This window comes from Ureibacillus sp. 179-F W5.1 NHS (genome assembly GCF_045369345.1).
Taxonomy (GTDB): domain Bacteria; phylum Bacillota; class Bacilli; order Bacillales_A; family Planococcaceae; genus Ureibacillus; species Ureibacillus halotolerans.
The window spans coordinates 24,226-48,378 of record NZ_JBIQFG010000008.1 but is presented as its reverse complement, the minus strand read 5'-3'; the positions used below and the strand labels follow the sequence as shown (position 1 = coordinate 48,378).

Below are 24,153 nucleotides of genomic sequence, written 5' to 3'. Positions count from 1 at the left end.
AGTTAAAGATGAGTTATCATAACTATTATGAAAGTTATCCTATGAGGAAAGAGGGTCTTTCCATTGCATGATATTATCGATTTCATTTCTATTAAACAAAAGAAGAACAATGAGAAATTACATAGGATGTTTCGTAAGGCCAATTCCTTGCAAGATGCTAAAGAAATTGACAAATTAGTAACTGATAAAACCCTTGTTTTGCAGGATCATAAGCTTTTCTTAGCATTTTTAAAATATTTAGAAGGAAAAGATATGAACCCTGAAACGGTTTTTAAAGATGTTTTACAACTACCGAAACATCAGTTTGAAGAGCGCTATCGAATGAATTGGCAGTCCGTGGTCCAATTGTGCTTTACCTTCCTTGCCATTTTAAAAGAAAATAATCCGGAACAATATATTGATTTTATTCAATCGAATTAAGGCAAGTTTGGACAAATGATATTTTGAAATTGAAAACTTCAATTATAGCCGAAGAAATGCATCTTTTTAACTTTTTCTTCATCAAAATATTTCAAAACTTTTAATACGCCATATTGTTCTTTCTCGCTATAATTCGTTATAATATTAAAATGGGATTCGAATGTGCGAAACCAATCTTGAAAGGAGTTTCTAGATTCAATGAATGAGGAACAACGACTAGCTAGTCAGCAAGTTAATCAACCAAAACCTACAAATGCTAAGCCCGAAAAGGATTATAGTAAATATTTCGAACGTGTCATTACGGCACCTTCATTAAAAGATGCGAAAAAACGTGGGAAAGAAGAAGTTAGATATCATAAAGATTTCGCCATTGATGAAGAGTTCTTAAAAATGGGCGAAGGTCGTAAATTTTTTATTCGTACGTACGGATGCCAAATGAACGAACATGACTCAGAAGTAATGGCTGGTATCTTCATGCAGCTAGGGTATGACCCAACTGATAAAATTGAAGAAGCAGATGTCGTATTATTAAACACTTGTGCAATCCGTGAAAATGCTGAAAATAAAGTATTTGGAGAACTTGGTTTCTTAGTAAAATATAAACGACAAAATCCAGAAATGTTAATCGGCGTATGTGGTTGTATGTCACAAGAAGAGTCGGTTGTAAATAAAATTTTAACAACATATCAACATGTCGATATGGTATTCGGAACACATAATATTCACCGTTTACCAAACATTTTAAAAGAAGCGTACATGTCGAAGGAAATGGTGATTGAAGTTTGGTCAAAAGAAGGGGACGTAATTGAAAACCTTCCAAAACAACGTAACGGTGCCATTAAAGCTTGGGTTAACATTATGTACGGTTGTGATAAGTTCTGTACATATTGTATCGTTCCTTATACCCGCGGGAAAGAACGTAGTCGTCGTCCCGAAGAAATTATCCAAGAAGTACGTGAGTTAGCTGCCCAAGGCTATCAAGAAATCATGTTGTTAGGTCAAAACGTAAATGCATACGGAAAAGACTTTACAGATATAGAGTACGGTCTTGGTGATTTAATGGACGAGTTACGTAAAATTGATATTCCACGTATCCGTTTCACAACGAGTCATCCACGAGACTTTGATGATCATTTAATCGAAGTATTAGCGAAAAAAGGGAACTTAGTAGAACATATTCATTTACCGGTTCAATCGGGTTCTAATGAAATTTTAAAAATTATGGCACGTAAATATACTCGTGAACATTTCTTACAATTAGTACAAAAAATTAAAGCTGCCATTCCAGATGTTGCTCTTACAACAGACATTATTGTCGGTTATCCAAACGAAACGGAAGAACAATTCCAAGAAACGCTCGATTTATATCGTGAAGTTGGATTTGAAACAGCCTTTACGTATATTTACTCTCCACGGGAAGGGACACCAGCTGCTAAAATGAACGACAACGTTCCACAAGAAGTAAAAAAGGAACGATTACAACGTTTGAATGCAGTTGTTGAAGAATTTTCCTCTGCAGCATTAAAAAAATACGAAGGTCAAACGGTCGAAGTGTTAGTTGAAGGTAGCAGTAAAAAACGAGATGACGTTTTAGCCGGTTATACAAGAAGAAATAAATTGGTAAACTTTGCTGGTCCAAAGGAATTAGTTGGCCATATTGTGAAAGTAAAAATACTCGAGGCGAAATCTTACTCCCTACGCGGTGAGTTTGTAGAAGTAGTTAATCGACATGAGGTGGAAGTATAATGACAACAAAGCTTTATACAAAAGATGAAATCGTAGAAAAAGCAAAAGAAATTGCCCATATGATTGCCAACACGGAAGAAGTGGAATTTTTCAAAAAGGCTGAAGAGCAAATTAACGAAAATCAACATGTTCGTGAAAAAATTGCGAGCTTAAAAACATTACAAAAACAAGCGGTTAATTTCCAGCACTTAGGAAAAGAAAAAGCATTAAAACTAATCGAAGAAAAAATTGCGAAAATCGAAGAAGAAATCGATGAGCTTCCAATTGTTCAACAGTTTAAGCAATCCCAAATGGATGTAAACGGCTTACTACAATTAGTATCAAATGCCATTGCTAACAACGTAACAAACGAAATTATCGAATCAACGGGTGGAGATCTATTACGTGGTGAAACTGGTTCAAAGGTTCGCAATAGTACACCTGGTAGTTGTTCATAATATTTTTAGTAAACGCCTCAATTTTTGAGGCGTTTTTCTTATGCATGATGTCCATACCACATTTTTTTACTACTCACCAAAACTTTCCTAGGCAACCCAAATTTTTAGGAACACTATTTGCCCATCTTTAATACTATAAGTTGTCAGCAGCAAAAGATTCGAAAGTTCAAAGTACAATAACACTTACGTTTTCTAAAAAAGCATACCTTAGATATCCCACTGTTTGTTGAGAAAAGCGATAGCTCTAGTCTTTAATACTTTTTTCGGCACTTCTAAGGACCAGTAACATGTGACAAGAAAACGTTACTTCAAAAATAATCGTAAAACGAATCCGTGACATTTCACCAATTAGGCAGAAGCCGCATACTATAGTTCGACAAGATGTAAAGGAGGAAAAATGCGTTGAAACGTTTGCGTCAAATTGTGACAAAAGCGGTTGTCGCTAAAGGTAAAAAACGAGTTGAAAGTAGTGAAGTGTTACGTCCTTCATTTACTCCAACAAGCATTTTAGGGTGCTGGGTTATTAACCACCACTACAATGCAAAGAAAGTTGGGAAATATGTAGAGGTTTCAGGTAAGTTCGATGTAAACGTGTGGTACGCGTACAATAATCACTCTAAAACAGCTGTACACACTGAGACAGTTCAATACAAAGATCGCATCAAACTTCATTACCGCGATGAAGAAGTAATCGATTCAAACGACTGTCATGTACGTGTATTACAACAACCTAACTGTATCGAAGCGGTCATTACACCAAATGGTGATTGCTTCAATGTCGTCATTGAACGTGAATTCCTAGTAGAAGTGATCGGTGAAACAAAAGTTGTTGTCTCTGTTCATACAACTGAAGTTGAAGAAGAATGGACATTTGAAGAAGAAAGCTCTTCTTCCAGCTCAAGTTCTAGCTCAAGCAGTTCATCTTCATCCTCGTCTTCTTCTAGCAGTGGCTACAAAATAAGTGACGAATCGTCATCATTTCATTAATAAAGTGAGAGCGCCATCTACTAAATAATAGTAGAACCCATCGGCGCTCTTCTTTATTTTCAAGCAATCTATAAAATGCCGTAAGTTTTGTATCCTCTAATGTTTCAAATATAAAGTTTCCTTTAATTAAAATTGGGAAACGTTAATTGTTAGTAGATTTTTGTTATACTAAAGGAGAAAATAAATTTTAAACAAAATTAGAATGGGAAAGATGTCGTTTTCGCTATTTCTAGTAAAACAAGATGTTTTTCCAATCATTAAGAGTAAACAGTAGTATAGAGAGGTAACAAAATGACGACATATACTCCAATGATCCAACAATATTTATTAATCAAGTCAGAATATGAAGATGCTTTTCTTTTTTATAGACTCGGTGACTTTTATGAAATGTTCTTTGAGGATGCCGTTAAAGCATCGCAAATTTTAGAAATTACGTTAACGAGTAGAGATGCGGGAACAAAAGAGCGAATTCCGATGTGTGGTGTACCCCATCATTCGGCAAAAGGATATATTGAAACTTTAGTATCAAAAGGTTATAAAGTAGCCATCTGTGAGCAAACGGAGGATCCTAAACAGGCGAAAGGTGTAGTGAAGCGGGAAGTTGTTCAACTGATTACGCCAGGTACGTTAATGGAAGGAAAAACGATTGACGGAAAGTCTAATCATTTCATTGCGAGCGCGGAACAACTGGGAGAAAATCAATTTGCCCTTGCTTATTTAGATATTTCGACTGGGGAAGCGGCCACAGCTATTATAGAAGGCGGCTCAAAAGCTTTACTTCAACAATTAATGGCCTTACATATTCGTGAACTTGTTGTGACTGAGCAATTACAAATTTTATTAGCTGAACAAGCGAGTAACTTAGGGATTGTTCTTTCATTAGAAAAACAAGAAATGCCAGAGGAAAAGTCCGGAAAATACATTGTTAACTTGCCAAAAGACTTACATGGTGTAGCAAAAAGTTTATTGCAATATGTAGAACGTACTCAAATGCGTTCTTTATCCCATATTCAACCATTTACATATACCGAGACTAAGCAACATTTACGAATTGATACAAATTCCCAACGAAATTTAGAACTCCTCCAATCAATTCGTGGTGGCGACGAAAAGGGAACACTTCTTTGGTTATTAGATGAAACAGTCACAGCGATGGGGGGACGTAAGTTAAAACAATGGCTTCATCAACCTTTAGCGAATCGTAATGGGATTGAACGACGTCTAGCGATTGTGACAGATTTTCTAGATGAGTTTTTTGTTCGTAATGAACTTCGAGAATTGTTGAAAAAAGTCTATGATTTAGAACGTTTAGCTGGCCGGGTTGCCTTTGGAAATGTGGGGGGGCGAGATTTAGCACAACTTCGTGAATCATTGCGCCAAGTGCCCTTCATTAAAGAACAACTTCTTCAGTCTGGAAAAGAAACATTAAGCAGTTTAGGTGAAAAGCTTGATGAATGTACCGATGTGGAACAGCTTTTATCAAAAGCGATTACCGATCATCCGCCGATTGCCATTAAAGAAGGGGACGTCATTCGGGAAGGCTATAATGATAAGCTCGATGAGTTACGTTTTGCTGCTCGCAACGGAAAAGATTGGATTGCCCAACTAGAACAAAAAGAACGGGAAATCACCGGCATTAAAAACTTGAAAATTGGATACAATCGTGTTTTTGGTTATTATATTGAAATTACAAAATCAAATGTGGCGAATGCGGATTTATCCCGTTATGAAAGAAAACAGACGTTAGCGAATGCGGAACGTTATATTACGGAAGAGTTAAAAGAAAAAGAAGCAATCATTTTAAATGCAGAAGAACAAAGTTTAGCATTGGAATATGATTTATTTGTAGAACTACGGGAGCAATTAAAATCCTTTATTCCTCGAGTACAAGCTTTAACTTCTAGCATAAGTGAATTAGATGTTTATATAAGTTTCGCTGTCGTTTCTGAAAAGTACCGATTTGTCAAACCTGCTTTCCATGAAGGTCGGGCATTAAAAATTGTTGGTGGTCGTCATCCGGTCGTGGAAAAAATGTTAAATAAACAAATGTATGTACCGAACGATTGCATTTTAACAGAGGATAAAAACATGATGTTAATTACTGGGCCAAATATGTCCGGTAAAAGTACCTTCATGCGTCAAGTGGCGTTAATCGTTGTATTAGCCCAAATGGGTTGTTATGTTCCAGCTGATGAAGCTTACTTGCCAATAACGGATCAAATTTTCACACGTATTGGTGCAGCGGATGATTTAGTTGCGGGTCAATCAACCTTTATGGTGGAGATGTTGGAATCGCAACATGCCATCACGAATGCAACAGCGAACAGTTTACTATTATTCGATGAAATTGGCCGTGGAACATCTACCTACGATGGAATGGCTTTAGCCCAATCGATGATGGAATATATTCACGATAAAATTGGTGCCAATACGTTATTTTCTACCCATTATCATGAATTGACGGCTCTTGAACAACAATTACAACGACTTCAAAATGTTCATGTTAGTGCTACAGAAAAAGACGGCAAAGTAGTCTTTTTACATAAAGTGCGACAAGGTGCTGCAGATAAAAGTTATGGCGTTCACGTAGCCCAACTTGCTGAAATGCCAGAGGATATTATCGAAAGGGCAAGAGTGTTGCTCCAACAATTCGAATCGAAAGACTCGGGGCAAGAAGTGGTAGCATCTTTCGAAGACGTGCCAGCAGAAGATGGACTTCAGTTGTCATTATTTGAAGAAGAGAAAGGGAATGCAGGCAACAAGGAAGAAAGTCACTCTTTAACGCAAGCGGAACAAGAAGTTTTGGAACGTCTTGAGAAAATGAACATTATGGGAACATCACCAATTCAAGCAATGAATGTTCTATATGAACTACAACAAATGTTATTAAGTAAAAAATAAAATCAATTCGCACTCTTTTTAATGCGGATGAAAGCAATAAAAGGAGGTACTTCAACATGGGAAAAATTCAAATAATGGATGAATGGTTATCGAATAAAATAGCGGCAGGTGAAGTAGTAGAACGTCCGTCGTCTGTTGTAAAGGAATTAGTCGAGAATGCCATTGATGCAGGAAGTACATCAATTGAAGTTTTTCTTGAAGAAGCCGGGTTAACCTCCATTCAAGTTACGGATAATGGAAGTGGTATGGATGAGGAGGATGCATTAAAATCCTTCTCACGCCATGCAACTTCAAAAATTTCGAAGGAACAAGATTTGTTTCGTATTCGTACGTTAGGTTTCCGTGGAGAGGCTTTGGCATCCATTGCTTCTGTGTCGAAAGTAACGTTGAAAACATCCGATGGAGAACACAATGGGTTAGAAATTCAATTGGAAGGTGGCCACGTCGTTTCCAAAAAACCAACCGCTTTCCGAAGAGGTACAGATATTACGATAGCTCAATTATTTTATAATACCCCAGCTCGATTAAAGTATTTAAAAACGATTCAAACCGAGCTAGGTCATTCCATTGATTTTATGAACCGGTTAGCCCTCGCCTATCCGGAAATTGCCTTTAAACTTGTACATAATGGTGGAACGCTCCTTCAAACGAATGGTAGGGGAAATGTTCAACAAGTCATTGCGGCAATTTATGGAGTTCAAAATGCGAAAAAAATGATTCCCTTTAGCGCGGAATCGAAAGACTATAAAGTACATGGATTCGCTAGTTTACCAGAAGTGACACGGGCAAATAAAAATTATATGTCCATCTTTGTAAACGGCAGATGGGTAAAACATTATTTAGTGCAAAAAACGATTGTTGATGCCTATCATACGTATTTACCGATTGAACGTTATCCGCTAGTTGTATTGTACATTGAAGGGGATCCCTATTTAACGGACGTCAATGTTCATCCGGCGAAATTACAAATCCGATTAAGTAAAGAACAAGAGCTACTACCACTCATTCAAGAGGCGATTAATAAAGCGATTCGTTCGGCTATTCATGTACCGGTTGCTGAAAAGAAAGAAAAACCAGTACGCATTCCTACTGAGCAAATGAATCTTTGGAAACCGGCTCCTTCTCCTACCTTTGATGAGGCTAAAATCAACGCGATTGTGGACAAACTGAATGGGGAACAATCAATTGTCAAAGAAAGTACACAACCTCTTCAAAATGAAGAAGAATCGGAAGAGGACTTGTTCGTAGAGAAGCCGACGGAAATTGAGGAACAATGGGAAGTACCACCGATTCAACAAGAGGAACAACTATCAGCTCCACCTTCTAATGAGGAAGTAGTGGAAAAGAAAGAACCATTCCCAGAGCTGGAAATCGTCGGGCAAATTCACGGTACTTATATTGTTGCCCAAATGGAAGATGGCTTTTATTTAATTGATCAGCATGCAGCCCAAGAGCGAATTAAATATGAATATTTCCGGGAAAAGGTTGGGGAAGTGAATCCAAACGAACGACAATCTTTGTTACTTCCTTTAACTTTCCATTATTCAGCAGACGAAGCAATCATTTTAAAAGAAAATTTACAAGCCTTGCAAGAAGTCGGTGTCTTTTTAGAAGACTTTGGACAGTCTTCCTTTGTCGTACGGGAGCACCCAACTTGGTTCCCAAAGGGCTTTGAGCAGGAAATTATTGAAGAATTGATTGAACAAGTGTTAAAAACACGGAAAGCTGATGTGAAAAAACTTCGGGAAGATGCGGCCATTATGATGAGCTGTAAGAAGTCTATTAAAGCCAATTACTATTTGACGAAAGAGCAAATGGTCGTATTATTAAATGATTTACGGAAAGCCGATAATCCTTTTACATGTCCCCACGGTCGACCGGTTATGATTCATTTTTCTACTTATGAAGTCGAGAAAATGTTTAAACGGGTTATGTAGTAACGGATTATTTCAAGATAGTGGATAGGCGTTATTTCACATTGGATACTATTTAGTTATAATCGAATAAAATACAAGTTTTATAAATCATTAAATATGTTTTATCAACAAATCTTTTGTAAAGGGGAATTCATCATGTTTTCATTTAAAGAGCGTTCGAACATATTAAATACATTAAATCGTTATTCTTTTGATGTTCTTGTTATTGGCGGTGGCATTACAGGAGCAGGCATCGCCTTAGATGCTGCTTCCCGTGGACTGTCTGTTGCCCTTGTAGAGATGCAAGATTTTGCAGCAGGTACTTCCAGTCGTTCTACAAAGCTTGTCCATGGAGGATTAAGATATTTAAAACAATTGGAAGTCGGACTTGTGGCGGAAGTGGGCCGTGAGCGGGAAATCGTTTATGAAAATGGAGTCCATGTTACACGTCCAGAGTGGATGTTGCTTCCGCTTTATAAAGAAGGAACTTTAGGGAAAATGACGACTAGAGCTGCCCTTACCCTTTACGATCGGTTAGCCCAAGTACGTAAAGAAGAACGCCGCAAAATGCTTTCATCAAAAGAAGCCCTTGATAAAGTACCTTTATTGAAAACGGAAGGATTACTCGGTGCAGGATATTACGTTGAGTATAAAACAGATGATGCCCGACTAACGATGGAAGTATTGAAAAAAGCAGTAGAATACCAATGTGTATGTCTTAACTACGCACGGGTAACGGATTTTGAATATAAAAAGAAAAAAATAGTTGGGGCAAATGTACGAGATGAAATAACGGGCGAACGCATTACAATCCATGCTCACCAAATTGTAAATGCGACAGGTCCATGGGTAGACGAAGTGCGAAAAATGGATAAAATCCATAATAAGAAAAATATTCGTCATACTAAAGGGGTTCATATTGTAATCGATCAATCTAAACTGCCATTACAACAAGCAGTATATTTTGATACAGAAGATGGCCGTATGGTTTTTGCCATTCCTCGAGATGGTAAGACTTATGTAGGAACGACGGATACATTTTTCGAAGATGATTTAGTACAGCCAGTTGCAACGAAAGAAGATATTGAGTATTTAATTAAGTCCATTCATTATATATTCCCGAAAGTAACAATTAATACAAGTGACATCGAATCGACTTGGGCTGGAGTACGTCCTTTAATTTCCCAAGAAGGAAAGGATCCGTCTGAAATTTCCCGTAAAGATGAAATTTGGGTCGCTCCAAGTGGTCTTTTAACTGTTGCGGGAGGGAAATTAACGGGCTATCGACAAATGGCCGAAACAATTGTCGATAAAATCGTGAAAATCCATAAATTTAAACATGCATCCGAATGTGTTACGAAGGAATTATCAATATCGGGAGCAAAAGGTTTAAATTCTTTCAATTTCAAAGATTATGTAGCGAACAAATCGAGAACAGGAATTGAGTTAGGTATTCCTTTTGATGAAGCGAAAAAGTTAGTTGAAAGATACGGTACAAATGTCGATGAAGTGTTCCAATATGCGAAATCTGTCAATACGAGTGAAATAACAATTCCCCTTTCTCTCTATGCGGAACTGCTTTATTCTATTTATTATGAAATGGCGATGACACCAAGTGATTTCTTTATTCGTAGAACGGGCTATCTATTCTTCAATATTGAATTAGTGGAGCAATATCGGGAACAAATTATTGAAATTATGAGCAACATTTTAGGCTATTCGGACAGTGAAAAAGTCTTTTATAAAATGCAACTAGAACAATATATTGAAGATGCGAAAAATCCAATGAAATAGGGTGAAACTTGATTGGAAAAGCTAACAGAAGTTCTTCAAATGGATGATGGACATAAAATTTTTGTCCGTAAATTTGAACCGAAGAACAAACCGAAGGGACATTTTCATATTTTGCATGGAATGGCAGAGCATGGAGGTCGATATGAATCCTTTGCTTTAGCATTAGCAGCTCAAGGTTATTTCGTTACAGCCCATGATCATCGCGGTCATGGGCAAACGGCTGAATTAAATGGACAACTTGGCTATTTTGGCGATGATAATGGGTTCAATCGTGTAGTCGAAGATGTATTCGAAGTCATTCAGCATTATAGTGTTGGCCAAAATGTTCAAGAAACGATACTTTTTGGACATAGTATGGGGTCTTTTATCGCTCGTCGTTTTATTCAGCTCTATAGCGGCATGATTGATAAATGCATTTTATGTGGTACCGGAATGACGACTACGGTGCATAAACTGGGAAATGCCCTTGCGAAATCCCTTTGTGTCGTAAAGGGAAAAAATATGCCTAGTCAATTAATGAATGATTTAAGTTTCGGTAGTTTTAATCGGAATGTATTGAATGCGAAAACTCTTTATGATTGGCTTTGTAATAATGATGAGGAAGTAGAAAAATATATTCAAGACCCTTACTGTGGCTTTGTGCCGACCAATCAATTTTTTGTAGACTTAACCGATGGATTATTGTTAATTCATCGGAAAAAGGAACTCATGAACATCCGAAAGGACTTACCGATACTTTTAATAAGCGGAAGTGAAGATCCCGTTGGTAGTAGTGGTTCTGGTGTATTTAAAGTTGCTAAGGAACTTAAAAATGCTGGTTTAACGGATGTTGTCGTCTATCTCTTTGAGGGGATGCGACATGAAATTTTAAAGGAAAAAAATAATGAACATGTGTTTCATGTGATAACACGGTGGTTAAGTAGATGAAGGAAGACACAATCGAAGTAGTGGCCATTGTTGGCCCAACTGCTTCAGGAAAAACAGCTTTAAGTATTAAAATGGCAAAGGCATTTAATGGCGAAATTATAAACGGCGATTCGATGCAAATATATAAAGGACTCGATATTGGGACGGCCAAAGTTACGGAAGAAGAGATGGAAGGTGTTCCCCATCATTTATTGAGCTTTAAAGAGCCGACAGAAAGTTTTTCCGTTGCGGAATATCAATCGTTAGTTCGAGAAAAAATCGCTGAAATACAAGGGCGTGGAAAGTTACCGATTATCGTTGGTGGAACAGGCCTTTATGTACAAGCGGTTCTTTACGATTTTCAATTTACGAAAGAAGAAGTCGATGAAGAAGCGCGGAAAAAATATTATGATCAGTTGATGGAAATTGGACCCGATGCTATGCATGCTAAGTTAGCCGAGCTAGATCCAGAAACAGCGAAAACAATCCATCCGAATAACACTCGCCGTGTTATTCGAGCATTAGAAATGATCGAACTTCACGGTGTTTCTAAGGCAAGCGAAGAACATAATCGGGGGACAATTCCTTTATACAATCATTTAATCATTGGAATAGACATGGATCGAGAAAAATTATATGAACGCATTAATTTAAGGGTTGACCTTATGATGGAAAATGGGTTGCTTGAAGAGGTTCGTGGATTGTGGGAACGTGGAATCCGAAATGTACAATCTGTTCAGGCTATTGGATATAAAGAGCTCTATGATTATTTGGACGGGCGAACAACGTTAGCAGAGGCAATCGAACAATTAAAACAAAATTCGAGACGCTACGCCAAACGTCAATTAACATACTTCCGAAATAAAATGGATGTTCAATGGATTGGAACAGATTGGCATGCCATTGAAAAATATTCTAAATTTTTCAATAATGAAGAAGGAAAATAATGTCGAGTTGCCGAATACATTACTATATGACTATCCAAAATAGAAATAGATGAGGTGTATTGGGCGTGAAATCAATCAATCTTCAAGATACTTTTCTAAATAATTTACGGAAAAACAACACATTTGTTACAGTATTTTTATTAAATGGCTTCCAACTAAAAGGGTTAGTGAAGTCTTATGATAATTTTACCGTTTTATTAGAAGTGGACGGAAAACAACATCTAATTTATAAACACGCAATATCAACTTTCACACCTTCTAAGCATGTTTCACTTACGCCAGAAGGAGAAGGACAATCGTAACAAAATCGGCAGTTAATTACTTGCCGGTTTTTTTCTTATTCAAGTTACATATCACAATCCAGTAAATTGCGGGGAACCTAATTTTTCATTATAATGACAATAGTTTTAAATTTGGAGGTTTCAATGATGAAAACAATGACAACGGATGAGTTAATCGATTTATTAGATGCAAATGAAGATTTAAATATTATCGATGTGCGCGAAGATTTTGAAGTAGAACATGGAATGATTCCAGGGGCAATTCATATTCCACTAGGCTTTATTCCAGAACGTGCACCTGAATTAGATAAATCAAAGGAATATATTATGGTTTGTAAAGGTGGCGTCCGTAGTGCCAATGCTGGGGAGTATTTAGAATCCCAAGGTTTCAAAGTGGTTAACTTAGAAGGCGGTATGATGGCCTACGATGGTGAATTAGAATTTAAATAATAAGTATTCCAATTTTTCAATGATAAATAAATAAACCCCGTAAACTGTGCACTTGAGTTTACGGGGTCGTTTATTTAAATAGATTATCTATGTGCTTTGTTATTTGTTGAAAGTTTAAAAGTTGGGCTTTCTTCAGTCTTTTTTAAAGTCCTTACTGGAAGTCTCCAATGCTTCATATAAGATAGTATACGTAAAGTTGTAATGACGACAAATAAAGCGTATAGGAAAAGATCTCCTTCAACTAATTCTAACCCGATCATTAAACCTGCACCTGCTGCCCATACAGCGTATATTTCATCACGAAGTACTAATGGTTTTCTCCGTGCTAATAAATCTCGAATAATTCCACCACCGGAACCAGTTAAAACGGCTGCAACAATGACGGCACTAATCGGAAGTTCTAATGATACGGCATAAATTGCGCCTTGAATGGCAAAGGCAGACAACCCGATTGCATCCGTAAAATTGCCCCAACGATTCCAATGTTTAATTAAATGATGTGGAACAAGGAAAAAGATAGTAATTGCTGCAATGGCAATTTGAAACATCATTTCTTGGCTCCAAAGGGTAGAAACTGGCAAACCAATTAATAAATTTCGAACAGCTCCTCCACCAAATGCTGTGACAATCCCTAGTAAATACACACCAAAAAGATCATATTCTTCTTCCATGGCTACAATCGCACCAGAAATTGCAAAGGCAATGGTCCCAATGATACTAAATACTTCCCATGCCATAAAATTGCCTCCTTAACTTAACATGCAACATTGAGAATAGCAGTTTCATAGAGGATAGTAAAGGGAAAATTTTTAATTTAAAGAAAATCTTTTTTCCTCGAATTATAGGATGATTGGTTGGGATGGAGATAGCATGAAACCAGCTTTTTAAAGGTAAAATAAAAGTACATATGAAACCATTTCCATTTATTGTCGTATATCAATTAAATTTGAAAGGGGAATCGATACATGACTAAAAATGGATGTATAAAATGTGGTAGTCAAGATGCAGGGAAAAAGGAAGTAGCAATGACGGGAACAGGATTATCGAAAATGTTTGATGTCCAAAAGAATGAATTTATCGTTGTTTATTGTAATAACTGTGGATATTCGGAATTTTATAATAAACAGGTTTCCACTACTTCCAATATCCTCGATTTATTTTTTGGTTAATAGAAAACAAACTTTATAAAGGGTGTTATTGAACGTTTCTTTCTACTATCCGTTCTAAAATAGTTGAAATGCTTCCGAGAATTGATAAGATGATATAGGATATTTAGTTATTGCAGTAAAAAGAAACGGAGTTTTAAACATGGCATTTATTTCAACATTGCAGCCAGAGACGTTGCAATTAGCAAAAAAAGTGGAAGATAAAATACAGCCATTTCATAAAAAAATCGATGAAATGGCATTTTATAACCAACAAAAAGTATTGGCCGCTTTTCGAAAACATCAAGTAAGTGACTTTCATTTGCATCCATCGACTGGTTATGGCTATGACGATGAAGGCCGGGATAATTTAGAAAGGGTCTATGCAGAAACATTTGGAGCAGAAGCTGCCATTGTTCGGGGTCAAATTATTTCAGGTACTCACGCCATTACGTTAAGTTTATTTGGTGTGTTAAGACCTGGAGATGAATTAGTCTACATTACAGGAAAACCGTATGATACCCTTCAATCGATTGTCGATGGGGGAGACAAAGACACAGGCTCCCTTAAGGATTTTGGCATCGGTTATTCCCATGTTGATTTAATTGAGGATCAATTTATCGATTGGGAAGGAGTGGGAGCTGCGATTGGTGACAAAACAAAAATGGTCGCGATTCAACGTTCGAAAGGTTATGCTACACGTCCTTCCTTTACAATAGAAGAAATTCAAGAAATGTGTCAAAAAATTCGCGAAATCAAGTCTGATGTGGTCATTTTTGTGGACAACTGCTATGGAGAATTTGTAGAAGCAATGGAGCCTACGGAAGTAGGAGCGGATTTAATGGCAGGATCATTAATTAAAAATCCAGGTGGCGGTCTTGCAAAAATTGGTGGGTATATTGCAGGTCGTGCAGATTTAGTAGAGAAATGTGCTTATCGAATGACTTCACCAGGTATTGGAGCAGAAGCAGGTGCTTCTTTAAATACGTTAGCTGACTTTTACCAAGGATTCTTTTTAGCGCCACATGTAGTAGCACAAAGTTTAAAAGGAGCTGTCTTTACTTCAGCAATGCTAGAGGAAATTGGCATGACGACGTATCCTCACTTTACAGCGAAACGTACGGATTTAATTCAATCAGTTTCCTTCCAAACGGCCGATCAAATGGTAGCGTTTTGTCAGGAGATTCAAGCAGCTTCACCAATTAATGCCCACTTTGCACCAGTTCCAGCTTATATGCCAGGATATGAAGATGATGTCATTATGGCAGCCGGTACCTTTGTACAAGGGTCCAGTATTGAGTTAACAGCAGACGGACCCATTCGACCGCCATATACAGCTTATATTCAAGGTGGACTTACTTACGAACATGTGAAATATGCTGTTTGTAGTGCGGTACAAAAATTAAAATAATAAATGAAAGGCGGCTTATTTTAAGTCGTCTTTTTTAGTTGGAAATAGAGGAAGTATTCTGTAGATGATATTTTTTTGATTTTAACACTTAAAATAAGGAGGAAACTTTAAGGAATTTATTAATATACTTTCCGTTTGAAAAATATAGTGTTAATAAAACTTTCCATGATTGGGGTTGTGTATGGGGCAAATTAGTAGAAATCGGAACTACGACCTCATTTTAAAACTTTTTATATTGATGTGGATTCTTACCGTCGTCGGCGTATTGTTTGCTCTTTTATTACCGATATCAGTCGTTATTCTTTTATCAATTATTTGTATTGGAATGATTGTTTTTACGTTTATAATGCGGCTTGGGAGTGTCATTATTTTTATTATTCCCTTTTTAATGGGGGTTCTCCATTTCTTATTTCTTGTGATTTTAATTGAATGGCTTGGTGCAGCACTTGTCGTCTCGGTATTTATAGGTACTATTCTTATTTTTTTATTAATTGCTTTAATCGGAATGCGATTTGTCATCGTTATTTCCGATGTGCTAATTTACTTTTTTACCGTTCTCATTGTGTTCGTAGTCTTTGGATTTATATATATATTCATTCCAGTAAGCAGTACGTTCTTCCTTGTCGTTGCGGGTATTTTTGTATTAGCTTTCGCACTTTACACAGTGTACGAAATTGATGTAATGCGCAGTCATTATATTCGGGAAAGTGAAATTATTCTATTCGCCCTTAGGTTATATTTAAATTTACTTTATGTTGTCATTGAAATCGGACTATCCTCTAAAAAATTCCGCTATTAAGAAAAACCTCACATTTTTATGTAGAATGGTACGTTATTCTGCAGAAACCGTTGATATCAATAGTTTCTGCATTTTTTTTATGGCTATTTTTTAAAATTGACTTACATGATGAAAAAAATTTTTATGTATTTTAACCTATTTTTTCATTCTTTTTAACAGTTCGTGTCATTATAAAGAAACTAAAAATAATCAATTTTAAGCAAATTCTAACTAAAATAAATGAAGTTTTGCCTGTTTTCTCTATAATGTTAGTTTTTCTAACGTAGAATTGACAAGCTACCTTACTGAAGGTATGATATGAAGTAAGGGAGGTGAATTAAATGGGAAGTGAAAGAAGATCAAGTGAATTACGAAGATCGATGCCGCTTTTACCGATTGGTACGGTTATGCAGTTAACCGAACTGTCAGCGCGTCAAATTCGCTACTATGAAGAACACGATTTAATTCAGCCACACCGTACGGAAGGGAATCGAAGAATGTTTTCTTTAAATGATGTCGATACGCTTCTAGATATAAAAGATATGTTAGAGCAAGGCGTGAACATGGCAGGTATTAAGAAAGTATTTGAAATGAAAAATAATCCTGCGGTTCAAGCTGTAAAAGCAAAAGAAGAAATTTCAGATTCAGAGTTACGTCGTATATTACGCGAAGAAATGCGTATGGCAGGACGTCATCAAAAAACTTCTTTACGACAAGGGGATTTATCGCGTTTCTATCAATAAAAAAACGCGTGAATTATAAAAAATAAAATTGCTAAATAAGGGAAAAGTAGGAGTGTGGAATACTGTGGCAAAATATACAAGAGATGATATTAAGCGTCTTGTAGAAGAAAAAGAAGTAAAATATATTCGTCTACAATTTACGGACATTCTAGGAACAATTAAAAACGTTGAAATTCCAGTAAGTCAATTAGACAAAGCATTAGATAACAAAATGATGTTTGATGGTTCTTCTATTGAAGGTTTTGTTCGAATTGAAGAATCAGATATGTATTTATATCCTGATCTTGATACATTCATGGTATTCCCATGGACTGCTGAAAAAGGGAAAGTGGCACGATTCATCTGTGATATCGTAAATCCAGATGGAACACCATTTGCTGGTGACCCACGTTCAAACTTAAAACGTGTATTAGCGAATATGGAAGAGCTAGGATTCACTAGCTTTAACTTAGGGCCAGAACCAGAATTCTTCCTATTCAAATTAGATCAAAAAGGTGAACCAACATTAGAATTAAATGATGATGGTGGATACTTCGACTTAGCACCAACAGACCTTGGTGAGAACTGCCGTCGTGATATCGTATTAGAATTAGAAGAAATGGGCTTTGAAATTGAAGCTTCTCACCATGAAGTGGCTCCAGGACAACACGAAATTGACTTCAAATATGCAAATGTTGTAGAAGCATGTGATAACATCCAAACATTCAAATTGGTTGTAAAAACAATCGCTCGTAAACACGGTTTACATGCGACATTTATGCCAAAACCACTTTACGGTGTAAACGGTTCTGGTATGCACTGTAACGTTTCTTTATTCAGAGGAAAAGAAAACGCGTTCTTCGATGAAAAAGCTGAAATCGGTTTATCTGAAACGGCGATGCAATTCATGGCAGGTGTATTAGCTCACGTACAAGGATTTACAGCGATTACAAATCCAACTGTAAACTCTTATAAACGTTTAGTACCTGGTTATGAAGCACCATGTTACGTAGCTTGGTCAGCTCAAAACCGTTCACCTTTAATTCGTGTACCAGCTTCTCGTGGTTTATCGACTCGTATCGAATTACGTTCAGTAGACCCTTCTGCTAACCCTTATTTAGCATTAGCTGTAATTTTAGAATCTGGTTTAGAAGGTATTCGTCAAAAAATGACACCACCAGCTGCAATCAACCGTAACATCTATATTATGAGTGAAGAAGAGCGTAAAGCAAATGGTATTGACAACTTACCAGCTTCACTAAGTGATGCACTTGTTGCATTAGAAAACGATGAAGTTGTGAAACGTGCACTAGGTGAACATATTTATGCGAACTTTAGAGAAGCAAAAGAAATCGAATTTGATATGTTCCGTACAGCTGTTCACCCTTGGGAACGCGAACAATATATGAAAATGTACTAATCGTCATTTTCTCTACCCGGTATGCATTGATGTATACCGGGTTTTTGAATTATGAAGGAAATTAATATAAAATTTCTTCGTAAAGGGTGGTCACAGAGGGGAAAGTTTTTGGTTTCAATTAACGATTTTTCGTATAACGTGTAAATTGAAATATGGCGATTAATAGGCTAATCATACTGATCGCCCAAAAGATACTTGCCATTCCAATTTGAGCAGAGTTTTCTTCTGAAGCCATTGGATGATATTGATCGATTTCTAAATTAAAGCCATTCATAAAGAAATAAAAACTAATTGATAATAACAATAAGTGTAATAAAATAAAAGCATATGCTATACTATTTTTTCTGTTTTTAACCCACAACATGATAGTAGATAATGCAAAAATGAATAGAACAAAGGTAAAACCAATAGTTAATAAGCTTGGAAATTCCACTTCTACTAGCATTAAAATTACCTCCTTCCGACTCATCTTCATATTAACAAAAATTCCAATTTTATGAAATATACTTAAAAATTATTAACAGCTATAACATATATTGATTCAACAAGTTTTAGAGGTGTTGTAAATGGAAATTAGTTTTGTAGTATTCCCATTCATCATCGGGCTTGTTTTAGGTTCCTTTTTCAATGTAGTAGGATTAAGAGTCCCGAAAAATGAATCAATCGTCGAACCACCTTCCCATTGTTCAAAATGTAAACGGCGATTAACACCCCTCGACTTAATACCTGTAGTTTCATACTTATGTTTAAGAGGGAGATGTCGGACATGTGGTACGAAAATTTCTCCGCTCTATTTATGGATTGAACTTTTAACTGGCATTCTCTTCACGATGGCTACATACAAAATCGGTTTTACTTCGGAATTAGCAGTAGTTCTCCTATTTATCTCTCTATTAATCATTATTGTTGTTTCCGACATTGTTTACATGATTATCCCTGATAAAATACTCCTTTTCTTTTTACCTTTTTTAATTTTAGGCAGAATATTAGTGCCTCTTGATCCATGGTGGGATAGTGTTGTAGGTGCCATTATAGGTTTTGGGATGCTTTACTTCATCGCATTTGTGTCAAAAGGTGGTATAGGTGGGGGAGATATTAAACTTTTCTTTTTAATTGGACTTGTTCTAGGATGGAAGAATACGATTTTAACATTGTTTTTAGCTTCAATAATTGGACTAATTATAGGGATTATAACGTTAAAAGTAAGAGCAGAGGGTAAAAAGACTCCGTTTCCTTTTGGTCCGGCAATTGCTATTTCCGCTATTACTGTTTATTTCTATGGGGACTTGATTGTTAAGTGGTATATTATTCTCCTTTTGAAAGAATAATGGTTAAATTTAAAATAAAGAATTATAATAGTTCAATTTTGAATTTAGTACGGTTAATAAAATATAATTGTTAGTTAGTTCCACTATAGTTAAAGATTACTCCAAACTAAAGCTTGCTCTGAAAATCTGGTTTTATAGTTTAAAAGAAACAGCTTAATATACTTTAGTTCTTTAACTTAAATATAAATTGGAACCATGAGAACGTGTTCTAATTTGATATAATTTTGGTTTTTTAATGGTGAATTTTGTATAAATGTTATAATGTCAGTAAATGGATGTTAGACTAAAAATAGCTCGAGTGTAAAAAATTGACATGTCATTAATACTACTAATAATCAATGGGAGATTAATGAAATGAACTTTAAAAAAAGTATTTCCATATTAACTGTAATAACCCTTATATTTAGTTTAATCGGACCTATCCACTCCAGTGCAAATACATTTTCAGATGGAGAAATAAAGGATAATTCTATTGAAGCAATTGATATTAATACTAAGTTTGTCGAATCAGAATTAGAGGTACAAAAACCAGAACATAACATTATATATCCTGAACTAGCATTAGAAGAAACGGAATTTTCTAATATCCCAGACATTCAACCTATGTGTGGACCTTTATGTGGATTAATTGCTGTTATTGCTACAAGAGCAATAGTAAGTGGTGTATCAAGAGCAATTTTAAAAATTCAGCAGGTAAAACTATTAAAACTTTAGTACCTGCTCCTAAAAATGCTGCGGCAAATGCAGTTAAGAATTATACTACAAAGAGTGTGAAAGCAAATGGTAGAACTTACAGTGTTACCAAAACAGATATGAAACATTTTTTAGAACGCCATTCAATGAATCATTGGAATGGAAGTTGGGCACCGGGAAAAACAAGTCAAACATTTTTTTATCAAGGAATGACAATACAACGTTTAGATACAATTATTTTAAATGGTTTAAAACAAAATGCTAGTAAGTTACCATCTAGTGGATTTAAACAATTTAACTATACTTATAATAATATAACTTATGTTATTGGGGTTAATGGAACCACAAAAAGGGTTACACAGATTTATCCTAAAAAAACTTATGTTAATCCTTATTAGGAAGGAGAATTATGCTTGTTTAATGTAAAAACCTGGGTAAGCTATGACACTTGGCTTAGTGATCCACAACCAATAAATGAAATTGAGAAAAATTTCTATGTATTTGATGAACCGGAGAATGAAGAAATTCTTCGAAAGCTAATGAACCCAAGTATAGAAGAATCACCATATCCATTTAGAGGGTTCGTTCAAGTAACATATAACGGTCGTGAAATTTTTGGCCAAACAATATTTTCTTTAATTGACCATGTTTGGGCAACTTACCAAAGTTTATTAAAAGAAACATTTGAAAAAGGATATGCTAACGTATTTCATCCTGAAGGTGAAATAATAGCAATCTCTTTAAACACTGATAAAAAAAATCCCTCCCAACTTGAATTATCAGTTTTTCCTAACGACTTAGAATTTCGTAAAGATTTTATCTTACCAAAGAAAGCATTTATGAAAGCCATGTATGAAGGGCTAATAAAATATTATAAAACATATGCGACCTACTGTGAAAATGAAGATGTAAAGCAAAATTTAAAAATGGATTTAGAAACTTTTTTAAAAAATCCATTATATTAAGAGTTTAACTTAGATTTTTTAATAGTTTAAAACATAGCTGATAGCTACACTTTTACTTAATCATCTAATAGCGCCCGCGTGTTTTTGTAGGCGCTATTTATATGTTCGTTCAAAGTCTAAATGTAAATTAATCTATTTATTTTGAAGGTACTTTAACAGAAAAGATAAATCCTTTTAAAGGAGATAATTAACCCTATCTAGAATATTCTATAACAGTTTTATTTGTAATAGATTGATTCTGGAGGTGCTTAGATGAAACCGATTATTGGTGTGACAATGACGGAGAGCAATGGACAGTATTGTATAAATGAAGCGTATGTGAAGTCGATTTTAAACGCAGGTGGCATTCCATTTGTGCTACCCTTTGGTGTAGAAAAAGATGCGGTCCAATTTATTACAAAAATCGATGGCTTATTACTAACAGGTGGGGTAGATGTTCACCCTCATTATTTTCATGAAGAGCCTCATTTAAACTTAGGGCATGTGATGTTAGAAAGGGATCAAATGGAGATGGCACTTACTAAAGTCGCTTTAGAAAGAAAAATACCGATTTTCGGTATTTGTCGTGGAATCCAATTGTTGAATATCGCAATGGGAGGAAATCTTTATCAAGATATCAATTCCCAATATGAATCTACGCCCATCCTTCATCAACAAAGGGCAAGTAGATATGTACCATCCCACTATATTGAAATAAAGTCAAATAGTCATTTGCACCAAATCATAGGTAAAGAAAAAATTGCCGTAAACTCTTTCCATCACCAGTCAGTTAAAAATGTTCCAGATTCTTTTTCGATTTCCGCAAAGGCAACGGATGGAATTATTGAAGCGATAGAGTTAAAAGATTATCCATTTTGTATAGGGGTTCAGTGGCACCCTGAAGAAATGGCAGTTACACAAGAAGAACATTCTCAAAAATTATTTAAAGCCTTTATTGATGCGAGTAGTAAAACAAATTAATTGTTCGTGTTCGTATTAATGAAACTATAATCAATATACGAAACAAGGTTGTGCCTCAGTCGATTAGACTACGAGACAACCTTTTTTAATGAATTCGACGATATAAGCCTACTACTTTACCTAATATGCTCACTTGGTTCACTAGAATTGGATCCATGCTAGAATTTTCAGGCTGTAAGCGGAAATGAGTTTTTTCTTTAAAGAAGCGTTTTACAGTTGCTTCATCATCTTCTGTCATAGCAACGACGATATCTCCATTATTCGCAGTAGAAGTTTGTTTTACGACTACGTAATCTCCATCTAAAATACCTGCTTCAATCATGGATTCACCCATTACTTCTAACATAAATAATTTTTCTTCGCTCGTACCATAAGTATCTGGTAGTGGGAAATATTCTTCAATATTTTCAATTGCAGTTATTGGCAAACCAGCTGTTACTTTCCCTACAAGAGGAACATGTACGACGGATTGTTTTTGAACGGTATCCGTTTCCCCATCTAAAATTTCAATAGCGCGCGGTTTTGTAGGGTCGCGTCGGATAAGTCCTTTACTTTCTAAACGAGCTAAATGCCCATGCACAGTGGAACTGGATGCTAGACCTACCGCTTCGCCAATTTCACGAACCGATGGTGGATATCCTTTCGTGCGAACTTCTTCTTTTATGAATGCTAAAATATCTTCCTGTCTTTTTGATATTTTTTTCAATTCTCTCACCTCTTTAAGTGAATATGTATCTCTATTAATTACATATAGTATATCAGTGATAGAACAAAAAAGCAAACATAGGTTCGAAAATAGTGTTGACAAAAACATGTGTTCGTATTAAATTAAGAACATACATTCCGAACAAACATTCGAAAAGAGGTTGAGAGTTATGAAATGGTTACAAAAAAACAGCTATATTGTAGTATTATTCGTCGCTTTCTTCGTTATGGGAGCAATTTTATTGATTACAGACAATGGCGATATAACATACGAACAAATTGAAATTCAACACGGTGATACTCTATGGACGTTAGCAGAACAATATCGTGGTAAAATGACTAAACAAGAGTGGATCCAAAAAGTTAAAAATGAAAACAATCTTATTGGAGAAAACATTGTTGCAGGCCATGATTTAACGATATTGGTTAATGAAGATAGCGTTTATATGGCAAAAATAGAGAATGAAGACGATCTTCATTCAGTAGAGGTAGCGATTAAAAATAAATGAGTAAAAATAACAAAGCCGTCATCTATACACGGGTAAGTACAGAAAAAAATACGCAAGAAACGTCCTTGGTTCGTCAAGAAGAAGAATTACGCAACTATGCTGAAAAAATGAATTATCAAGTATTGCGAGCATTTCAAGATCAGCATAGTGGATATGAAGTAGAACGGGAAGGGCTTCTTGAAATGTTAGACTATATAAAAGAAAACAATGTACCTGCTTTATTTGTTCAAGACGAAACACGTTTAGGACGTGGTAATGCGCGAATGGCAGTTTTACATTTGCTTCAAAAAAATGGGACAATCGTTTATTCATTAAATAATGCCGGGCCCCTTTCTTTAAATGAAATGGATACGATGTTGCTAGAAATTTTAGCGATTGTAGAGGAATATCAACGGAAAATACATAACGCTAAAATTAAAAGAGGAATGAAACGGGCGGTTGAAAATGGATATCGACCAGAAAAAAATATTAAAAATCGTCATTTACACGAAGGACGAGAACGGATCGATGTACCAATCGAAGAAATTGTTAACCTACGAAATAAGGGGCTAACATTTCATGAAATTGCATCAACGCTAAGAGGATTAGGCTTCCAAGTAAGTAAAGCGACAGTGCACCGACGATATACTGAGTATATGGAAGAACTTGAAGACTAGTTAAATAATAGGTGGGGCATGTTCTGTGGAACTTGTCCCATTTTATATTTAAATCTAGAAGTCTAACTGCAGAAAA

The 24,153-nt window shown here is 35.8% G+C and carries 26 protein-coding genes; 23 read left to right on the top strand and 3 right to left on the bottom strand.

Annotated elements, in window-relative coordinates:
• The first annotated feature begins 63 nt into the window (after positions 1-63).
• From ACH0B5_RS06010 to ACH0B5_RS05960, 11 genes are all read left to right on the top strand, one after another.
• Positions 64-420 carry a hypothetical protein gene (locus tag ACH0B5_RS06010; RefSeq protein ID WP_406927551.1) on the top strand — a complete coding sequence of 119 codons (357 nt, stop codon included), beginning with the start codon at positions 64-66 and terminating at the stop codon, positions 418-420.
• A gap of 198 nt (positions 421-618) precedes the next feature.
• Positions 619-2,166, top strand: coding sequence for a tRNA (N6-isopentenyl adenosine(37)-C2)-methylthiotransferase MiaB (gene miaB, locus ACH0B5_RS06005; RefSeq protein WP_406927550.1), 1,548 nt, complete (start codon positions 619-621; stop codon positions 2,164-2,166).
• Entirely contained in the window at positions 2,166-2,603 is a 438-nt protein-coding gene (locus tag ACH0B5_RS06000; protein ID WP_122970476.1) for a YlbF/YmcA family competence regulator, read from the top strand. The genes miaB and ACH0B5_RS06000 overlap by 1 nt, the downstream gene beginning before the upstream one ends.
• A gap of 402 nt (positions 2,604-3,005) precedes the next feature.
• Positions 3,006-3,590 (top strand): outer spore coat protein CotE, encoded by a 585-nt coding sequence (gene cotE / locus ACH0B5_RS05995; protein WP_122970477.1) that lies wholly within the window; start codon positions 3,006-3,008, stop codon positions 3,588-3,590.
• Between the two features lie 291 nt (positions 3,591-3,881).
• On the top strand, positions 3,882-6,491 hold the full coding sequence (gene mutS, locus ACH0B5_RS05990) for a DNA mismatch repair protein MutS (protein WP_406927549.1): 2,610 nt from the start codon (positions 3,882-3,884) through the stop codon (positions 6,489-6,491).
• Between the two features lie 56 nt (positions 6,492-6,547).
• Positions 6,548-8,428, top strand: coding sequence for a DNA mismatch repair endonuclease MutL (gene mutL, locus ACH0B5_RS05985; protein WP_122970479.1), 1,881 nt, complete (start codon positions 6,548-6,550; stop codon positions 8,426-8,428).
• A gap of 135 nt (positions 8,429-8,563) precedes the next feature.
• On the top strand, positions 8,564-10,201 hold the full coding sequence (locus tag ACH0B5_RS05980; RefSeq protein WP_122970480.1) for a glycerol-3-phosphate dehydrogenase/oxidase: 1,638 nt from the start codon (positions 8,564-8,566) through the stop codon (positions 10,199-10,201).
• A 12-nt stretch (positions 10,202-10,213) separates the two neighbouring features.
• Entirely contained in the window at positions 10,214-11,128 is a 915-nt protein-coding gene (locus tag ACH0B5_RS05975) for an alpha/beta fold hydrolase (protein WP_241559243.1), read from the top strand.
• Positions 11,125-12,054, top strand: a complete 930-nt coding sequence (miaA, locus tag ACH0B5_RS05970) for a tRNA (adenosine(37)-N6)-dimethylallyltransferase MiaA (RefSeq protein ID WP_406927548.1) — start codon at positions 11,125-11,127, stop codon at positions 12,052-12,054. The genes ACH0B5_RS05975 and miaA overlap by 4 nt, the downstream gene beginning before the upstream one ends.
• Positions 12,055-12,119: 65 nt before the next feature.
• Positions 12,120-12,356 (top strand): RNA chaperone Hfq, encoded by a 237-nt coding sequence (hfq, locus tag ACH0B5_RS05965; protein WP_122970482.1) that lies wholly within the window; start codon positions 12,120-12,122, stop codon positions 12,354-12,356.
• Positions 12,357-12,482: 126 nt separating this feature from the next.
• Positions 12,483-12,785, top strand: a complete 303-nt coding sequence (locus tag ACH0B5_RS05960) for a rhodanese-like domain-containing protein (protein ID WP_406927547.1) — start codon at positions 12,483-12,485, stop codon at positions 12,783-12,785.
• Positions 12,786-12,868: 83 nt separating this feature from the next.
• Here ACH0B5_RS05960 and ACH0B5_RS05955 read toward each other — a convergent pair whose 3' ends face one another.
• Complete coding sequence (locus ACH0B5_RS05955) at positions 12,869-13,522, bottom strand: trimeric intracellular cation channel family protein (protein WP_122970484.1); 654 nt, start codon at positions 13,520-13,522, stop codon at positions 12,869-12,871.
• A gap of 228 nt (positions 13,523-13,750) precedes the next feature.
• On the opposite strand from ACH0B5_RS05955, the gene ACH0B5_RS05950 reads away from it, so the two are divergent.
• The 5 genes from ACH0B5_RS05950 to glnA all read left to right on the top strand — a co-directional run bounded on the left by ACH0B5_RS05950 (position 13,751) and on the right by glnA (position 18,261).
• Entirely contained in the window at positions 13,751-13,954 is a 204-nt protein-coding gene (locus ACH0B5_RS05950) for a zinc ribbon domain-containing protein (protein ID WP_122970485.1), read from the top strand.
• Between the two features lie 139 nt (positions 13,955-14,093).
• Complete coding sequence (locus tag ACH0B5_RS05945) at positions 14,094-15,341, top strand: methionine gamma-lyase family protein (RefSeq protein WP_406927546.1); 1,248 nt, start codon at positions 14,094-14,096, stop codon at positions 15,339-15,341.
• A 181-nt stretch (positions 15,342-15,522) separates the two neighbouring features.
• Complete coding sequence (locus ACH0B5_RS05940; RefSeq protein WP_341361945.1) at positions 15,523-16,140, top strand: hypothetical protein; 618 nt, start codon at positions 15,523-15,525, stop codon at positions 16,138-16,140.
• Between the two features lie 320 nt (positions 16,141-16,460).
• Positions 16,461-16,862 carry a MerR family transcriptional regulator gene (locus ACH0B5_RS05935; RefSeq protein WP_122970488.1) on the top strand — a complete coding sequence of 134 codons (402 nt, stop codon included), beginning with the start codon at positions 16,461-16,463 and terminating at the stop codon, positions 16,860-16,862.
• Positions 16,863-16,926: 64 nt separating this feature from the next.
• Positions 16,927-18,261, top strand: coding sequence for a type I glutamate--ammonia ligase (glnA, locus tag ACH0B5_RS05930; protein WP_122970489.1), 1,335 nt, complete (start codon positions 16,927-16,929; stop codon positions 18,259-18,261).
• Between the two features lie 118 nt (positions 18,262-18,379).
• Here the strand turns inward: glnA and ACH0B5_RS05925 are convergent, their stop codons facing one another.
• The gene (locus ACH0B5_RS05925) at positions 18,380-18,706 is read right to left on the bottom strand and encodes a hypothetical protein (RefSeq protein ID WP_122970490.1); all 327 of its coding nucleotides are present in this window, start codon (positions 18,704-18,706) and stop codon (positions 18,380-18,382) included.
• Between the two features lie 121 nt (positions 18,707-18,827).
• On the opposite strand from ACH0B5_RS05925, the gene ACH0B5_RS05920 reads away from it, so the two are divergent.
• The 5 genes from ACH0B5_RS05920 (at position 18,828) to ACH0B5_RS05900 (ending at position 22,207) form a co-directional block, all read left to right on the top strand.
• The gene (locus ACH0B5_RS05920) at positions 18,828-19,589 is read left to right on the top strand and encodes a prepilin peptidase (protein ID WP_122970491.1); all 762 of its coding nucleotides are present in this window, start codon (positions 18,828-18,830) and stop codon (positions 19,587-19,589) included.
• Positions 19,590-19,943: 354 nt separating this feature from the next.
• On the top strand, positions 19,944-20,303 hold the full coding sequence (locus tag ACH0B5_RS05915; RefSeq protein WP_406927545.1) for a hypothetical protein: 360 nt from the start codon (positions 19,944-19,946) through the stop codon (positions 20,301-20,303).
• Positions 20,304-20,359: 56 nt separating this feature from the next.
• Positions 20,360-20,680: a hypothetical protein gene (locus ACH0B5_RS05910; protein ID WP_406927544.1), complete on the top strand. Its 321-nt coding sequence runs from the start codon at positions 20,360-20,362 to the stop codon at positions 20,678-20,680.
• Between the two features lie 15 nt (positions 20,681-20,695).
• Positions 20,696-21,247, top strand: a complete 552-nt coding sequence (locus ACH0B5_RS05905; RefSeq protein WP_122970494.1) for a hypothetical protein — start codon at positions 20,696-20,698, stop codon at positions 21,245-21,247.
• A 252-nt stretch (positions 21,248-21,499) separates the two neighbouring features.
• Positions 21,500-22,207, top strand: coding sequence for a gamma-glutamyl-gamma-aminobutyrate hydrolase family protein (locus ACH0B5_RS05900; protein ID WP_406927543.1), 708 nt, complete (start codon positions 21,500-21,502; stop codon positions 22,205-22,207).
• Positions 22,208-22,292: 85 nt separating this feature from the next.
• Here ACH0B5_RS05900 and lexA read toward each other — a convergent pair whose 3' ends face one another.
• The gene (gene lexA, locus ACH0B5_RS05895) at positions 22,293-22,913 is read right to left on the bottom strand and encodes a transcriptional repressor LexA (protein WP_122973160.1); all 621 of its coding nucleotides are present in this window, start codon (positions 22,911-22,913) and stop codon (positions 22,293-22,295) included.
• Between the two features lie 169 nt (positions 22,914-23,082).
• Here lexA and yneA point away from each other — a divergent pair, with 169 nt between their 5' ends.
• Entirely contained in the window at positions 23,083-23,421 is a 339-nt protein-coding gene (yneA, locus tag ACH0B5_RS05890) for a cell division suppressor protein YneA (RefSeq protein WP_341361948.1), read from the top strand.
• Positions 23,418-24,077, top strand: a complete 660-nt coding sequence (locus ACH0B5_RS05885; RefSeq protein ID WP_122973156.1) for a YneB family resolvase-like protein — start codon at positions 23,418-23,420, stop codon at positions 24,075-24,077. The genes yneA and ACH0B5_RS05885 overlap by 4 nt, the downstream gene beginning before the upstream one ends.
• Positions 24,078-24,153: the final 76 nt, after the last annotated feature.

Coding starts and splice junctions, on each gene's coding strand:
- miaB (WP_406927550.1), top strand. CDS start 619: ATGAATGAGGAACAACGACTAGCTAGTCAGCAAGTTAATCAACCAAAA.
- ACH0B5_RS06000 (WP_122970476.1), top strand. CDS start 2,166: ATGACAACAAAGCTTTATACAAAAGATGAAATCGTAGAAAAAGCAAAA.
- mutS (WP_406927549.1), top strand. CDS start 3,882: ATGACGACATATACTCCAATGATCCAACAATATTTATTAATCAAGTCA.
- mutL (WP_122970479.1), top strand. CDS start 6,548: ATGGGAAAAATTCAAATAATGGATGAATGGTTATCGAATAAAATAGCG.
- ACH0B5_RS05980 (WP_122970480.1), top strand. CDS start 8,564: ATGTTTTCATTTAAAGAGCGTTCGAACATATTAAATACATTAAATCGT.
- miaA (WP_406927548.1), top strand. CDS start 11,125: ATGAAGGAAGACACAATCGAAGTAGTGGCCATTGTTGGCCCAACTGCT.
- ACH0B5_RS05960 (WP_406927547.1), top strand. CDS start 12,483: ATGAAAACAATGACAACGGATGAGTTAATCGATTTATTAGATGCAAAT.
- ACH0B5_RS05955 (WP_122970484.1), bottom strand. CDS start 13,522: ATGGCATGGGAAGTATTTAGTATCATTGGGACCATTGCCTTTGCAATT.
- ACH0B5_RS05950 (WP_122970485.1), top strand. CDS start 13,751: ATGACTAAAAATGGATGTATAAAATGTGGTAGTCAAGATGCAGGGAAA.
- ACH0B5_RS05945 (WP_406927546.1), top strand. CDS start 14,094: ATGGCATTTATTTCAACATTGCAGCCAGAGACGTTGCAATTAGCAAAA.
- ACH0B5_RS05940 (WP_341361945.1), top strand. CDS start 15,523: ATGGGGCAAATTAGTAGAAATCGGAACTACGACCTCATTTTAAAACTT.
- ACH0B5_RS05935 (WP_122970488.1), top strand. CDS start 16,461: ATGGGAAGTGAAAGAAGATCAAGTGAATTACGAAGATCGATGCCGCTT.
- ACH0B5_RS05925 (WP_122970490.1), bottom strand. CDS start 18,706: ATGCTAGTAGAAGTGGAATTTCCAAGCTTATTAACTATTGGTTTTACC.
- ACH0B5_RS05920 (WP_122970491.1), top strand. CDS start 18,828: ATGGAAATTAGTTTTGTAGTATTCCCATTCATCATCGGGCTTGTTTTA.
- ACH0B5_RS05915 (WP_406927545.1), top strand. CDS start 19,944: ATGAACTTTAAAAAAAGTATTTCCATATTAACTGTAATAACCCTTATA.
- ACH0B5_RS05900 (WP_406927543.1), top strand. CDS start 21,500: ATGAAACCGATTATTGGTGTGACAATGACGGAGAGCAATGGACAGTAT.
- yneA (WP_341361948.1), top strand. CDS start 23,083: ATGAAATGGTTACAAAAAAACAGCTATATTGTAGTATTATTCGTCGCT.
- ACH0B5_RS05885 (WP_122973156.1), top strand. CDS start 23,418: ATGAGTAAAAATAACAAAGCCGTCATCTATACACGGGTAAGTACAGAA.